Here is a 14,989-nt window from a genome sequence, read left to right as displayed (position 1 = left end):
GCGGCCGTTGCCGTCAGTGGAGACTTCCGTCAGTGAGACGAACCGTCGTCGAGCGGGTTCCCGCCCTTCTCCTGCAGCTCGGTGATGGCCTTCTTCTCGGCCTCGTGCTGCTCGTGCGCGATGCGGACGTTCTGCGCCTGCTCCTCCGGGGTGTCGGCCGACAGGGCCGAACCGGTGCCGGGTGCACCCGCGGAACCGAGCTTGTTCATGCGCTTCGGCAGCGGGACACCCTCGTAGGGGAGCGGGATCGGGTGACCGTGATCGTCCACCGGTCCCAGCGGCTGATGCATCTCGATGTACTCGCCCTTGGGCTGACGGCGGATGATCCCGGTCTCGATGCCGTGCGACAGGACGGCGCGGTCGCTGCGCTGGAGCGAGAGCGCCCAGCGGTAGGCGATGAAGTACGCCAGTGGCGGCAGCACGATGAGACCGATGCGGCCCATCCACGTCGTCGCGTTCAACGAGATGTGGAACTTGAGCGCGATGATGTCGTTCATGCACATCAGAGTGAGGATGGCGTAGAACACCAGGGCCATCGCGCCGACCGCGGTCCGGACCGGGGCGTCACGAGGACGCTGCAACAGGTTGTGGTGCGCCTTGTCGCCGGTCAGCAGCTTCTCGATCCACGGGTAACCGAACAGCAGCCCGAACATCACGCCGATCACGAGGACGACCCAGAAGATCGCGGGGATCGTGTAATTGCCCAGGTATATCTCCCACGCAGGCATCAGTCTCGCGAACCCGTCCGTCCACATCATGTAGATGTCCGGTTGAGAGCCGGCAGAGACCTGCGCCGGGTTGTACGGGCCGATGTTCCACACCGCGTTGATCTGGAAGACACCCGCCATGAGCGCGAGGACACCGAACACGATCGCGAAGAACGCACCGCCCTTGGCGGCGAACACCGGGAGGATGCGAACACCGACGACGTTCTTCTCGGTGCGGCCGGGGCCGGGGAACTGCGTGTGCTTCTGGTACCAGACCAGGGCCAGGTGGGCGCCGATCAGCGCCAGGATGATGGCCGGGAACAGCAGCACGTGCAGCACGTACAGGCGCGAGATGATGATGTCGCCCGGGAAGTCGCCGTTGAACAGCGCCCAGTGCGTCCAGGTGCCGATCAGTGGGATACCGAGGACGATGCCCGACATCGCGGCGCGAACACCGGTGCCCGAGAGGAGATCGTCGGGCAGCGAGTAGCCGAAGAAGCCCTCGAACATGGCGAGCAGCAGCAGGAAGCAGCCGATGATCCAGTTCGCCTCACGCGGCCGACGGAACGCACCGGTGAAGAAGATACGTGCCATGTGCAGGATGATCGACGCCGCGAACAGCAGTGCCGCCCAGTGGTGGATCTGGCGGACGAAGAGTCCACCGCGGACCTCGAAGGAGAGGTCGAGCGTCGTCTCGTACGCGCGGCTCATCGTGACGCCGTTGAGTGGCTGGTACACGCCCTCGTAGGTGACGTGTGCCATCGACGGATCGAAGAAGAACGTCAAGTACGTGCCCGACAGCAGCAGAATGACGAAGCTGTACAGCGCCACCTCACCGAGCAGGAACGACCAGTGAGTCGGGAACACCTTGTTGATCTGACGGCGCATACCGGCCGCAAGGTGGTACCGCGAGTCGACCTCTTCAGCCTGAGTGGCCAGGCGGTCGGCAATCGTCATGACTTACGCTCCCAGAATGCCGGTCCGACGGGCTCGATGAAATCGCCTGCGGCGACCATGTAGCCCTGATTGTTGACAGTCAGCGGCAGTTGCGCGAGAGCACGTGCTGCGGGTCCGAAGACCGGCTTCGCGTACTCGAGGGCGTCGAACTGCGACTGGTGGCACGGGCAGAGAATTCGGTGAGTCTGCTGCTCGTACAGCGAGGTCGGGCAGCCGAGGTGGCTGCAGACCTTCGTGTAGGCGAAGTAATCGCCGTAGTTGAAGCTCTCCTGTCCCTTGCGCTTGATGACACGTGCGGTGTCCTCGGGGCGCAGGCGGATCAGCATCACGGGATTGCGCACGAGGCGCAGGCCCTCCAGCAGCTTGTGACGCGAGTGCTCGTCGTCGCCGTAGCCGTCCGACACACGCCATGGGAACACGGTCTCCATGCCGCCTGCGTCGAGATCCTCGGGGCGCACCAGGACCACCTGGTACGGGTTACCGGTGTCGCGGCGCAGGAAGATGGTCTCGTTCGGCTTCTCGTTGTAGATGGGCGACCAGCCGGAGTGCCAGAGCTCGGAATCGTCGCCCTTGGCCCACGGGTTCTTGATGAACCCGCCGATGGCTGCGACGCCGCCGGCGAGGCCGAGCGCTCCCAGGCCGAACACTGCGGAACTGAGGATCATCTTGCGTCGACCCAACGTGCTGGTCTGCACGGTGTCGGCGAGTTCGGCGACGATCGTCTGCTTGTCAACCTCGGTTGATCCGCCATCGTGACGATCCTGGACCGAGATCTCGGCCGGGATGAAACGCTTCGTGATCTGGATGACGCCGAAGCCGAACGACAGGATCGCGAGGCCGAAGGTCACACCGAGGAGCGGGGTGTAGAAGGTGTACGCCCAGTAGCCCTCTTCCTCCGGCATGGTGAACTCCCACCGGTTCCAGATGAAGAGAACGAACCCGGCGATGGCGAACAGTCCGGAGAGAATGAACCAGATCGCCACTGCGAACTCGGAGCGCTTCTCCGCCTTGGTGTCCGGCTCGGGGTACCGCTCGACACGGTGGATGATCTCCACCCCGTCGAGATTGGTGCCGAGACGGACCTTGTCTTCCGCGGACATGCCGCGGAGTTCCTCGTCGGACGGAAGGTCCTTATTTGAATCGCTCAATTTCGTGATCCAATCCACATTGCGCCCGCAACGATGAGCGCGCCACCGACAACCCACATGACCATGCCTTCAGAGGCCGGACCGAATCCGCCGAGACCGAGGCCGCCACTGGGGTTGGCGGAGTCTGCGTAACGGATGAAACCGATGATGTTCTTCTTCTCCTCGACCGACAGCTGCCGGTTGGAGAACTTCGGCATGTTCTGCGGGCCGGTGAGCATCGCCGTGTAGAGCTGCTGCGGATTGACGTCCGTCAGCGGGGGAGCGTACTTACCGCCCGAGAGCGCACCGCCACGACCGGTGAAGTTGTGGCAGGAGGCGCAGTTGAGCCGGAACAGTTCCGACCCGCGGCCGAGATCGTCGCCCTTGAGCGACTCCATGGCCAGCACCGGGAATCCGTTCTCTCCGCGCTTGACCGAGCCGTCGGAGTTCCGCTCGTACATGACGCGCGGTCCGCCGCCCATCGCCTGGATGTAAGCGCCGAGCTGATCGATCTGAGCTTCGGTGAACTTGGCGGGCTTGCGCGCGGCCTGGGCCTCACCGCGGGCGGCGGGCATACGGCCGGACGAGACCTGGAAGTAGACGGCGGCGTCGCCGACGCCCATCAGGGACGGTCCGCGATCGTTGACGCCTTCGAGGTTGGCGCCGTGGCAGGTGATGCACGAGGTCTCGTACAGCTGCTTGCCGGTCTTGATCATGGAAGCCTGCTGGTCGTCGGCGGTGGCCACCTGCGGCTCGGGGCTGAGCAAGCCCGCGAGAAGTCCGGTGGCGACGAGGCCGAGGAGCAGGAAGATGGTTCCGGCGGCACGCCGACGGAGCTTGCGCCGCGACTTCGTGCGTGAGCCCGAAGTCGTGGCGTCGCGCGTCTCCGGCGAACTCGGTGGAGATGATCTCATCGGTGACTCTCTACTAAGCGGTTGGACTGGTATTTGGCGAACCGGCTGATCCGGTTCCGGGGCCGCCGGGGGCTACCGGATGAAGTAAATGACCACGAACAGGGCGATCCACACGACGTCGACGAAGTGCCAGTAGTAGGAGACGACGATCGCCGCGGTCGCCTGCGCCGGGGTGAACTTCGACAGGCGCGTGCGGATCAGCAGGAAGACGAATGCGACGAGACCGCCGATGACGTGCATTCCGTGGAAGCCGGTCGCCATGTAGAAGACCGAGCCGTAGGCGTTCGAGGAGAGGGTGAGCCCCTCTCCGACCAGCGTGTAGTACTCGTACGCCTGACCGCAGACGAAGAACGTGCCCATGACCAGCGTGATCGTGTACCAGCGGCGCAGACCGAACACATCGCCGCGCTCAGCGGCGAAGACGCCGTACTGGCAGGTGACCGAGCTGAGAATCAGTACGAGGGTCACCGGCACCGCGAGGGCGAGGTTCAGGTGGGCCGGCGGCTGGGGCCAGCCGTCAGCAGCATTGGCCCGCGCGACGAAGTACATCGCGAACAGGCCGGCGAAGAACATCAACTCGCTCGACAACCACACGATGGTGCCGACGCTGACCATGTTGGGACGGTTCAGCGAGTGCACGCGTGAGGTGATGGCGGTTCCGGAGTTACCCACAGCGCTAGTCACATCAAGAAGTATGACGGTTCGTAGTAAATGATTTCCAGCTGGGTCGGAAATTCGACGTGCGCGTTCTGTTTTTCGCAGGTAGACCGATCACCGGTAGTGGCGACCGGCGTGTCCTCACAGGGTGCGGTGACGCTTGGTGATCTGGTTTGCTCGAAGCCATGAGGAGCGACGACACAGATTCCGAAGCCAAGTCCGACGGTCGGATCCGCCGCATGGTCGCTCGGCTGCGTCGCGGCGACCCGTCACGAAGGGTGCCCGACGTCGACGACGCCGACCTCGAGGTGGTGGTGCGGTGCGACGACGACGTGACGGCGAGCTCGGCAGTGCTCGACCGCGCGGGGTTCGGGGAATCGCGCGGTGCGGTGCTCCGGCATCTGCTGGCCGTCCCCGGAGAAGCGGCGCCCGGTGCCGCTTCATCAGCGGCACGTGAGGGATATCAGGAGACGACGCTCCTCGATGGGGACCCGGATGCGCCGGACGGCATGGTTCTCATCGCGTTGGCCCGGGTGCAGGCGGTGGATGCTCGCACGGTGTCACAGGAACGATCGCGTATGGCGAGTCGGGCATCGCGTGCCGGGGGCCGCAGTGTCGGGTGGGCCGTGCTGGACCTGCCTGGCTAGGCTGGTTGCCGTGAACACTTCGCAGGCGAGCAGGTCCACCTATACGTGGCCGCAGATTCTCGGCAAGGTCACGGACGGCATCGATCTTTCGGTCGACGAGGCCGCGTGGGCGATGCGCGAGATCATGTCCGACTCTGCGACCGGTGCCCAGATCGCGGCGCTCGGCGTGGGGATCAAGATGAAGGGCGCGGCATCCTCGGAGCTGCGCGGCCTGTCGGATTCGATGTTGGCGCTGGCGAACCGCATCGAGGTGTCCGGCGAGGCGGTGGACATCGTCGGAACCGGCGGGGACCGAGCTCATACCGTGAACATCTCGACGATGACCTCGGTGGTGGTCGCGGCTGCCGGTGTGCCGGTGGTGAAGCACGGCAACCGCGCATCGTCGTCGAAGAGCGGCGGTGCCGATGTGCTCGAGGCGCTCGATGTGAACATCACCCTCAGCCCGGCGGCCGTCCGCGAATGCGTGGAGAAGCTCGGTATCGGGTTCTGCTTCGCACCCGTCTTCCACCCGGCGTTCCGTTTCACGGGTCCGCCGCGTCGTGAGATCGGCATTCCGACCGTGTTCAACGTTCTCGGTCCGTTGACCAACCCGGCGTCGCCGACGGCGGGACTCATCGGGTGCGCGTTCGAGGATCTGGCGCCGGTGATGGCGCAGGCGTTCGCCGATCGGGGAAATCGGGTGCTCGTGGTCCGCGGCGACGACGGGCTCGATGAGATCACGACCACGACCACGTCCACCGTGTGGCAGGTCTTCGAGGGCCGGATCCGAAAGCTGGCGCTGGATCCCCGCGATCTGGGCATCGACCTCGTGGAACTGTCCGCTCTGCAGGGCGGCGATGCGAGTGTCAACGCGGTGGTCGCTCGCGATCTGTTCGCAGGCGAGACCGGACCGGTCCGTGATGCCGTCACCCTGAACGCGGCGGCTGCGATCGTGGCGTTCGAGCAGGACGGGCCGTTCGACGACGCCGGTCTGGCGGCGGCGCTGCGCGCGGCGCACGCGAGAGTCTCGGACGTGATCGACTCCGGTGCGGCCGCGCGGCTCCTCGACGACTGGTCTCAGTTCTCGCCGATCGAGAACCCGCCGTCGACCTCGGAACTCGCGTAGCTCCGGAAGGCGATATGCGTCGCGCTCGTCCGCACGCCGGGCAGGCGGTTGATCTTCGCGGTCACGACCTCGGCGATCTGATCGTGGCTTCGCACCCGCACCTTGGCGATCAGGTCGACGTCGCCCGCACATGAGTACACCTCGGTGACGCCGGGGATGTTCGCGACAGCCTGAGCCGTCTCCGGAATCTGATGGATGTCGGCCCCGATGAGAACGATGGCAGTGATCATGGCTCAACCCTAGCGTCAGGCCGATCGGGAGCGTCATGTCTCTCGGGCATGCCGGGCGTCCCACGCGAAGTGGATCCACCGCTGCGCCGAGCCGATCGGGAGGGACAGGTCATCTGTCGTCGTCACCAGTCGGGTGCCGGGTTCGCTCATCCACCGATCGATGAGCGAGAGCTCCTCCGCAGGTGCACCGGCCAGCGGGCCGGCGCGCTCGGTCGGCGGGAGGATGGTCGCCGAGGCTGCTCTCATCGTCTCGATCACCGGCATCGGCGCCACCCCGGGGGCAGCGCGTGCGGCACCGGCCAGCCGCCCGTGCCGGATGACGCTGAACTCCCAACCTCCGGCGCCGTCGGGGTGTGCGAGCACGAGCTCGGTGATCCGTGCGACGGCGGTCAGTCGCTGGCACCGGGCCAGCGCGTCGATCGTGGCTGCGAGGCGGTCGCGTGCCCGGGCCGCGGACTCGTACCGGCGGAGCGCCGCCAGTCGGTGCAGCTGATCGTGGAGGGCGACGAGCAACTCGTCCGACCGGCCGTGCAGCAGCGCCTCGGCGGCTTCGGTGCGAGCCCGGTAGTCGGGGGCGGTTTCGGGCCGTTCGCCGGCGGCGTGGCAACTTCCTGGCGCATCGCCGGTGCACCAGTGCTGGTCGGCGCGTTTGAGGTTCGTCGTGCACGAGCGCAGGCGAGCCGCGGAACTGATCACGTCCGCGACGTCGGCGGCCGCATTCCGGCCGGCGATCGGGCCGATCGACGCGGCGGCCGGTGTCCTGGTGACGGTGAGACGCGGGAACCGCTCGTCGGTCAGCGTCAGCCACCAGCCTCGGTGCGGATTGCGGGAACGACGGTTGTACACGGGCTTGTGCGTCGCGAGGAGAGTCAGCTCCCGGACACCGGCCTCCAGTGAATGCGCGCACTCGACATGATCGACCCGCTCGGTGAGCGCGACCATCTCGGCCATGCGCGTCCTGGATTCGCCGCCGGAGAAGTACTGCGACACGCGGCGGCGCAGGTCCTTCGCAGTGCCGACGTAGAGCACCTCGTCGCCCGGTCCACGGAACAGGTACACCCCGGGACGTCTCGGCAGGTTCGTCGACAGCGAGCGCTTGGCGCGCATGGCGGGCGTCGCGCGCGGCAAGTACTCGGTGAGGTCGCGATATGTGTGCACTCCGCGATTCCCCACCCGCTCGAGCAGGTGATGGAAGACGTCGACGGTGGCCCGAGCGTCGTCGAGGGCACGGTGCGTGGGCCGGACCGAGACGTCGAACAGCTCGGCGAGCGCCGATAGCTTCACGGTCGGGGCCTCCTGCCTGGTGAGGATCCGGCGAGCCATCGCGACCGTGCAGAGCGATGTGGTGAACGGCCAGGGCAGATGCATGCGAACGGCGGCCTTGCGGAGGAACGCGGTGTCGAACCGGGCGTTGTGGGCGACGAGCACGCTCCCCGCAGCGAACTCCGCGAACGCGGGCAGGACCTCCTCTATGGGCGGTGCGTCGTACGTCATCGCCGTCGTGATGCCTGTGAGGGCGACGATCTGCGGCGGGATCTCGCGACCGGGGTCGACGAGCGTCGCGAACTCGCCGAGAACCTCGCCGCCGCGGATCTTGACCGCACCGATCTCGGTGATCGCATCCTGATCGGAGCTGCCCCCGGTCGTCTCCAGGTCGACGACGACGAGTGTGGTGTCGAACAGGGAACGATCGGCGAACTCGTCGTGATCGATGTCGGCGAACGACAGTTGATCGGAGGTGATCGTCATGCGGGCACGGTATGACGCGCCTCCGACAGGATCCCGGGCGGCGGAAGCAGGATCACCGACCGTCGAGGATTGTCGGAGTGCGTTCGTAGTCTGCACCCGAGGTCGAGCTCTGCCGGGCTCCGGCGACACGCTGGAAGCCTGCCGGACTCGCCGAATCCGGACCATGCACATGAAATGAGAGGCGGATCACAATGAGAATCGACTGCGCGACGTGCCCGGCACGCAATCGAGCCTGCGACGGGTGCATGATGCAGGTGCTCCTCGGTCCTGTTACCAGCGAGTACGTAACAGATCGCGATGAATCAGACATGCTCGCGGCACTAGATGTGCTGGTCGACACAGCGCTGATTTCGGCCGAAAGCGCGAGTCTGGCACGGGAACGCGTATCTGCAGGTGAATGCGGGTTTTCTGAAACGAGTGCCGGATGGCTCCACGCGGTCTGATTCGCGTGTGAGGGCGCCCTTTGCCCGCCCTCCTGGACATCGTTCGACGGGTTTCGTAATCTTTTCGAGACTTTCCAGTGAGGTGATCCCCGTAAGGGGAGACCCGGAGGGTCACCGCCTAATCGCTCCTACCCCTCGGGAGCGAACCGGGGAACCACTTTTCTTCTTCGGCGTGTGCGAACGCGCCGGTGAATTGGGGTGAATCGCGGCCGTGGTCCCAGCGACCCGAACGCGTAGAGCCATATCTTCCGGCTCGAACCCGACAGCTAACCCGGTCGGCGGTCAGGGAGAGACAACAAGGAGTACTCAGTTCAGTGGCTAAACACCGTTTGGACAAGCCCGGCGCGGGCCGCAAGGCCGCAACGACCGCCGTGGTCGCAGGATCGATCGCCATCGGTGGTTCGGCTGCGCTCGCGTCTGCCCCGGCCGATGCAGCGCCGGTGAAGATCCCCAACCTCGGCACGTTCGATCTGCCGGGCAACATCAAGCTGCCCAACATGGACGTTCCGAAGCCGGGCGATAACATCGGCAGCCCCCAGCAGGTGCGCGCGAAGAAGGCGCTGCACAACGCGGAGTCGAAGATCGGCTCGCCGTACGCGTACGGCGCCGCCGGACCGAGCGCGTTCGACTGCTCGGGTCTCGTCTACTGGGCCTACCAGGAGGCAGGCAAGACCATCCCGCGCGACAGCTACGGCCAGGCCGGTGGCGGCAAGTCCGTCTCGTCGGTCTCGAAGGCGCGTCCCGGCGATGTCCTGATCTTCAACGGCGGCGGCCACGCAGGCATCTACGCGGGCAACGGCATGTTCGTCCACTCGTCGACCGAGGGCGTCCCCGTTCAGCGCGACAAGGTCAGCAACTGGTCCGTGTCGAGCATTCGCCGCTACTGAGCCGATCGGTTCGAGTCCGCCCCGGAAGATCGATTCCGGGGCACAATGAAGCATTCAGACCAGGGTGGGGAACGCGCCGATGTGCGCGTGACCCACCCTGAGCGGTATTAAGGATCGTGTGGTGGATCAGAACCAAGGTGATCGGGTGCGTCGGGTGACGCGTGCGACGGCGGTCAGCGCTGTGATGGTGGCGACGGCCTCGCTGCTGCCCGGTCCGCCGGCATCGGCCGAGCCGAAGAGCCGCGCCGACCGGGTTCTGACCCAGTACAAGGAACTCTCCGAGAAGGCGGAACGCACCTCGGAGGAGATGAACCGCGCGAAGTCGGAGTTCGACAAGCAGCGCAAGGTGGTCGCCGAGCAGCGGCGCGCCTCGGCGTCCGCATCGCGGAAGCTGTCCGGGCTGGAAGGCCGGATGGACCGCGCACAGGAGAAGATCGATGCGCTGGCGCGTGCGAGTTATCGAGGTGCCCGGGTCAACCGCCTCTACGCGGTGCTGGTCAGCGATTCGCCCCAATCGCTTCTCGACAACATGTCCGGACTGGAGGTCATGTCCCGGCAGTCCGCCGCAGACCTCCGCTCGGTCACCGCGACCGCACGCAAGGCCCGCGAGGCGAAGTCCGCGGCCGACGACGCGGCCCGCGAGGCCCGCTCCTCGGTCGCGAAGGCCGAACGTCACCGAGGCCGACTGCAGGCGAAGCAATCCGACCTGCAACTCGAAGCGGTGAAGATCCGGGCGATGTTCAAATCGCTGACCGGACGGCAGCTGTCCAAGCTGCGAGGACCGCATTACGACTTCTCCATCAAGTCCGTGCCGAAGGGCACCTCCACTGCACTCCGTGCGGTGAAGGCCGCGCTGTCCAAGGTCGGCTCCCCGTACTCGTGGGGTGCCGACGGGCCGAGCGAGTTCGACTGCTCGGGACTCATGGTGTGGGCGTACGAACAGGCCGACAAGTCACTACCGCGCACGAGCGGCGCACAGCTCGCCGGGGGCACGTCGGTCGACCGCGGCGATCTCCGTCCGGGCGACCTCATCATCTACTACCCGGGCGCCACGCATGTCGGCATGTACGTCGGCCACGGCATGGTCGTGCACGCCTCCACGTACGGCATTCCCGTGCAGGTGGTTCCGGTGGACGAGGCCGGACCGTACAACGCCGCGCGACGGTACTGAGTGCGCACTCGGCGCGCGACCGCCGCGCTGGCCGCTGTGGTGGTTTCAGCCGGCCTGCTGACAGCGTGCTCGAACGACGAGCCGTCGGCCGACGAAGCCGCTGCCGCGTCGTCGGCCACCATCTCCACCACCCCGCTGAACGCCTTCGAGCAGCAACGCAGTGACGGCGTCAGCGCACTCCTCGAACAGTTGTCGTCGGCGCTGCACACCGGCGACCACGAGGGGCTCGACGCTCTGATCGATGCGGCGGCGCCCGCCGATTTCCGCGACCGGATGCACACCGCGGCCACCGCCTTCGCCGAGCGTGAGAACCGGGACCACCGCGGCGGCCGACTCCACCTGACGACGTTCTCCTACCGGGTCGCCCCGACGACCGATCCCGAGCAGCAGTTGTCCTCCGACATCGCGAGCAAGCTCGAGGAGTCCGGTAGTTCGGACAGCTGGGTCACTCCGGTGGAGTTGTCGTACGCACTGGGCGGGGCGAGCCTGCCCGGGCTCCACGAACCTCCGGTCACTCTCACGGAGACGATGGCGTTCGCCCGTTACGGCGACGACTGGAAGGTGCTGGGCGATGCATCGGTCGCCGAGAGCGTCAGCGCCGACCACGATCCGGTGGAGATCGGGCCGTGGGAGTTCGACGGTCTGGCGGCGGCCGATGCGAAGACGGCGGGCGGAACCTCCACGGTGCTCTCGTATCCGGGGACCGAGAAGACCGTCGACCGGGTCCGCAAGATTCTTCCCGGCGCAGTGGACGCCGTCGACCACTTCTGGGGACGGGACTGGCCGCGGCGCGTCGCAGTCGTTGCGACCGCGGATCCGGCCGAGTTCGCGGCTCTCACCCGCACGAAGGCCGGTGATACCGATTCGGCGGCGGCCGCGACCGTGTTCTCGCAGATCGACCGACGTGGCGGCAAGGTGATCGGTCAGCGCATCGTGCTGTCACCGGGCGCGGCGGATATGACCGAAGCCGCGCTGCGGGTGGTCGTCGAGCACGAGATGGTGCATGTCGCGGCGCGGATGGCGACCGCCGAGAACGCGCCGATGTGGCTCACCGAAGGTGTTCCCGAATACCTGGGGCGCAAGGGTACATATCGCGAATTCTCCGACGCCGCACCGGATCTGGCGGCAGCCGTGGTCGGCCGGAATGTGCCGAAGGAGCTGCCTTCCGACGACGAGTTCGCAGTGGACAGCGAGCAGGCCCGGGTGGCGTACCAGAGTGCGTGGTCGTTCGCCGCGTTCGTGGCCGACGAGTACGGCGAGCAGAGACTGAAGCGGTTCTACCGGGCCGTCGCCGAGACCGGTGAGCGCGCTGCGGCCGATGCGGCGATGCGGTCGACGCTCGGCGAGGATCGTGCAGCTCTGGTGAAGCTGTGGCAGAAGTGGCTCGAGAAGCGGGCGCGCTGATGCGGCGCACCCTGCTCGTCACCAACGACTTCCCGCCGCGTCCCGGTGGGATCCAGTCGTATCTGGAGAACCTCGTTCAGTTCCTGCCGCCGGAGGAGGTGATCGTCTACGCCCCCCGATGGAAAGGTTGCGAGGAGTACGACGCCGCGGCACCGTTCCGCGTCATCCGGCACCGCACCTCGCTGATGCTGCCCAGCCCGTTCGTCGCCCGGCGTGCGTCGAGTCTCGTCCGCGAGCACGACGTGCACACGGTGTGGTTCGGGGCAGCCGCGCCTCTCGCAGTCCTGGGGCCGTGGATGCGGAAGGCGGGGGCCGCGCGCATCGTGGCGAGCACACACGGCCACGAGGTCGGCTGGTCGATGATCCCCGTCGCGCGTTCGGTACTCAGATACATCGGCGCGAACTCGGATGTGGTGACCTACGTCAGCCGGTACACCCGAAGCCGGTTCGCCGCAGCCTTCGGCCGCGATGCCTCACTCGAGTACGTGCCGTGCGGCGTCGACACCGATCGCTTCGCCCCCGACCCCGCGGCGCGCCGCAAGCTGCGGGAGCGCTACGAGATCGGCGAGGCGCCTCTGGTGGTGTGCCTATCGCGTCTGGTGCCCCGCAAGGGCCAGGACGTGCTCATCGAGTCCTGGCCGCGCGTGCTCCGGGAGCATCCCTCCGCACGCCTGTTGATCGTGGGCGGCGGTCCGTACGCGCAGCATCTGCACGACCTCGCCGTGCGGGTCGGAGTCACCGGGTCGGTGACGTTCACCGGTTCGGTGCCCGCCGATGAGCTGCCCGAGCATCATGCGACGGCCGACGTGTTCGCCATGCCCACGCGCACCCGCGGGAAGGGCCTGGACGTCGAAGGCCTCGGGATCGTGTTCCTCGAAGCGTCGGCGAGCGGCGTACCGGTCGTCGCGGGTGATTCCGGGGGAGCGCCGGAGACGGTCCGCGAGGGAAGGACCGGCACCGTCGTCGACGGTCGTGACCACGAGCGGGTCGCGGGCGCGATCTCGGCCATCCTGTCCGATCCCGATCGCGCAGCGTCGATGGGGGAGCACGGACGGGCATGGGCCGTCGGCAATTGGCAGTGGCGGCAGCAAGCCGCCCGCCTCATGCGACTGCTCTGAGGCGGGCGGTCGGCACCGCTGGTCCGGCGGTCTACTTCTGGTAGAGCGCCTCGATGCGGTCCGCGTACTTCTCGGCGACGACGTTGCGCTTGACCTTCAGGGTCGGCGTCATCTCGCCGCCCTCCTCGGTGAAGTCATCGGGCAGGATCGCGAACTTCTTGATGCCCTCGGCATGCGACACGGTCCGGTTCGCCGCATCGATCGACTTCTGCACCTCCGCACGCAGGTCCGGATCGTCGGCGAGATCGGCGACCGATGCGCCTGAGTCCTTGCCGTTGCTGCTCTTCCAGGTAGCGAACGCCTCGGCGTCGATCGTGATCAGCGCACCGATGAAGGGACGCTGATCGCCGACCGCCATCGCCTGCGACACCAACGCGTTGGCGCGGATGACGTCCTCGAGCTGCGACGGGGACACGTTCTTCCCGCCGGCCGTGACGAGAATCTCCTTCTTGCGTCCGGTGATGGTGAGGTAGCCGTCCGCGTCGAGTTTGCCGAGGTCGCCGGTGTGGAACCAGTCGTCGGTGAACGAGTCCGCAGTGGCCTCGTCGTTCTGCCAGTACCCGGTGAAGACGACTTCGCCGTTCAGCAGGACCTCGCCATCGTCCGCGATGCGGACACCGTTGCCGGCCAGCGGACGACCCACGGTGCCGACGCGCACATTGCCGGGCGTGTTGACGGAGACGGCCGCGGTGGTCTCGGTGAGGCCGTAGCCCTCGTAGACGGGGATGCCGACGCCGCTGAAGAAGTGTCCGAGGCGCGACCCGAGCGGTCCACCGCCCGAGATCGCGAGCTCGCACCGGTCGCCCAGGGCTCCGCGGAGCTTGCTGTAGACGAGCTTGTCGAACAGGGCGTGCTTTCCGCGCAGGATGAGCCCCGGCGAGGTGCCTTCCTGACGTGCAGTCGAGTACTCGACTGCGGTGTCGGCCGCGAGATCGAAGATCCGGCCCTTTCCGCCGTCGTGCGCGTTCTGGCGAGCCGAGGCGTACACCTTCTCGAACACCCGGGGCACGGACAGGATGAGCGAGGGTTTGAAGACCCCGAACGTGGGAACGAGGTTCGCGATATCGCTGGTGTAACCGACTTCGACGCCCGCCTCGATGGCGACCAGGTTGATGGCCCGAGCGAGCACGTGCGCCATCGGCAGGAACAGCAGTAGTCGCTTGCCCTCACCCAGCAGTTCACTCAGCGACGAATCCAGGACGCCGGCGATCTCTCCGAGCATGTTGGCGTGCGTCAGCATGCAGCCCTTGGGACGCCCGGTCGTGCCCGAGGTGTAGATGAGGGTGGCCGGGTCGTCGGCCTTCAGGTGACGACGGCGCTCGTCGAGTTCGGCGTCGGTCACGTCCTTGCCGCGCTCGGCGAACAGTTCGATGATCCCCTTGCCGGGCTCGTCGTCGATCTGGAAGATCTGCACAGCGTCGCCGATGGACTCGACCGAGTCGAGGTTCTTCCGGTGCTTCGCGGTTTCGGCCACGACGGCGACCGCCCCCGAATCCTGCATGATCCAGTCGATCTGACCGACGGACGACGAATCGTAGATGGGGACGGGCAGGCCGCCCGTCGCCCAGATCGCGAAGTCGATGAGCGTCCACTCGAGGCGAGTCGACGACAGGATCGCGACGCGGTCGCCCGGCTCGATGCCCGATGCGATGAAGCCCTTCGCAAGCGATCGCACCTGTGCGCCGGCTTCGGCAGCCGACACGGGCAGCCATTCCTCGTTCTCCTCGCGCAGGAACACCGTCCGGTGGGGCGTCGCCTCGACGATGTCGAACAGGACATCGGCCGCGTTTCGATCCTTCGGGATCTCGAAACCTGCGGGCACGCGGCATTCAGCCATCAACTACACCTTCCGAAGCGGATTCACGGGCGAGAC

13 protein-coding genes and 1 riboswitch are annotated in these 14,989 nt (G+C 66.7%); of the genes, 6 read left to right on the top strand and 7 right to left on the bottom strand.

All coding sequences use genetic code 11. The features are described 5' to 3' along the window. Nucleotides 1-29 precede the first annotated feature (29 nt). From qcrB to ctaE, 4 genes are all read right to left on the bottom strand, one after another. Nucleotides 30-1,664, bottom strand: a complete 1,635-nt coding sequence (qcrB, locus tag FO044_RS09170) for a cytochrome bc1 complex cytochrome b subunit (RefSeq protein ID WP_132991591.1) — start codon at nt 1,662-1,664, stop codon at nt 30-32. After that, nucleotides 1,661-2,812, bottom strand: coding sequence for a cytochrome bc1 complex Rieske iron-sulfur subunit (gene qcrA / locus FO044_RS09165; RefSeq protein WP_132991590.1), 1,152 nt, complete (start codon nt 2,810-2,812; stop codon nt 1,661-1,663). The genes qcrB and qcrA overlap by 4 nt, the downstream gene beginning before the upstream one ends. Further along, nucleotides 2,809-3,705, bottom strand: coding sequence for a cytochrome bc1 complex diheme cytochrome c subunit (gene qcrC, locus FO044_RS09160; RefSeq protein WP_132991589.1), 897 nt, complete (start codon nt 3,703-3,705; stop codon nt 2,809-2,811). The genes qcrA and qcrC overlap by 4 nt, the downstream gene beginning before the upstream one ends. Before the next feature lie 72 nt (nt 3,706-3,777). Then, nucleotides 3,778-4,389 carry an aa3-type cytochrome oxidase subunit III gene (gene ctaE / locus FO044_RS09155; protein ID WP_186290519.1) on the bottom strand — a complete coding sequence of 204 codons (612 nt, stop codon included), beginning with the start codon at nt 4,387-4,389 and terminating at the stop codon, nt 3,778-3,780. Nucleotides 4,390-4,547: 158 nt separating this feature from the next. Here ctaE and FO044_RS09150 point away from each other — a divergent pair, with 158 nt between their 5' ends. Further along, nucleotides 4,548-5,009, top strand: coding sequence for a hypothetical protein (locus tag FO044_RS09150; protein WP_132991588.1), 462 nt, complete (start codon nt 4,548-4,550; stop codon nt 5,007-5,009). A 10-nt stretch (nt 5,010-5,019) separates the two neighbouring features. Further along, entirely contained in the window at nt 5,020-6,114 is a 1,095-nt protein-coding gene (gene trpD / locus FO044_RS09145) for an anthranilate phosphoribosyltransferase (RefSeq protein WP_235831289.1), read from the top strand. Here the strand turns inward: trpD and FO044_RS09140 are convergent. Both FO044_RS09140 and FO044_RS09135 read right to left on the bottom strand, forming a co-directional pair. Further along, nucleotides 6,066-6,344 (bottom strand): Lrp/AsnC family transcriptional regulator, encoded by a 279-nt coding sequence (locus FO044_RS09140; protein WP_132991586.1) that lies wholly within the window; start codon nt 6,342-6,344, stop codon nt 6,066-6,068. The genes trpD and FO044_RS09140 overlap by 49 nt on opposite strands. Before the next feature lie 33 nt (nt 6,345-6,377). Then, nucleotides 6,378-8,093, bottom strand: coding sequence for a DEDD exonuclease domain-containing protein (locus FO044_RS09135; protein WP_132991585.1), 1,716 nt, complete (start codon nt 8,091-8,093; stop codon nt 6,378-6,380). Between the two features lie 548 nt (nt 8,094-8,641). Further along, nucleotides 8,642-8,831, top strand: a riboswitch (cyclic di-AMP (ydaO/yuaA leader). Nucleotides 8,832-8,850: 19 nt separating this feature from the next. Between FO044_RS09135 and FO044_RS09125 the strand changes: the two genes are divergently transcribed. The 4 genes from FO044_RS09125 (at nt 8,851) to FO044_RS09110 (ending at nt 13,116) form a co-directional block, all read left to right on the top strand. Then, on the top strand, nt 8,851-9,423 hold the full coding sequence (locus FO044_RS09125; protein WP_132991583.1) for a C40 family peptidase: 573 nt from the start codon (nt 8,851-8,853) through the stop codon (nt 9,421-9,423). 121 nt (nt 9,424-9,544) lie between these two features. Continuing rightward, nucleotides 9,545-10,594 (top strand): NlpC/P60 family protein, encoded by a 1,050-nt coding sequence (locus FO044_RS09120; protein ID WP_235831288.1) that lies wholly within the window; start codon nt 9,545-9,547, stop codon nt 10,592-10,594. Beyond that, nucleotides 10,595-11,998, top strand: coding sequence for a peptidase MA family metallohydrolase (locus FO044_RS09115; protein WP_132991582.1), 1,404 nt, complete (start codon nt 10,595-10,597; stop codon nt 11,996-11,998). It begins immediately after the preceding gene. Next, nucleotides 11,998-13,116, top strand: a complete 1,119-nt coding sequence (locus FO044_RS09110; protein ID WP_132993264.1) for a glycosyltransferase family 4 protein — start codon at nt 11,998-12,000, stop codon at nt 13,114-13,116. Before FO044_RS09115 ends, FO044_RS09110 begins: the two co-directional genes overlap by 1 nt. A 31-nt stretch (nt 13,117-13,147) precedes the next feature. On the opposite strand, the gene FO044_RS09105 is transcribed toward FO044_RS09110, so the two are convergent. Beyond that, complete coding sequence (locus tag FO044_RS09105) at nt 13,148-14,953, bottom strand: AMP-dependent synthetase/ligase (RefSeq protein ID WP_132991581.1); 1,806 nt, start codon at nt 14,951-14,953, stop codon at nt 13,148-13,150. Nucleotides 14,954-14,989: the final 36 nt, after the last annotated feature.

Origin of the sequence: Gordonia zhaorongruii (assembly GCF_007559005.1) — a bacterium.
In the GTDB taxonomy this organism is placed as follows: domain Bacteria; phylum Actinomycetota; class Actinomycetes; order Mycobacteriales; family Mycobacteriaceae; genus Gordonia; species Gordonia zhaorongruii.
The sequence above is the reverse complement of the archived record's forward strand: the minus strand, read 5'-3'. Positions and strand labels throughout refer to the sequence as shown.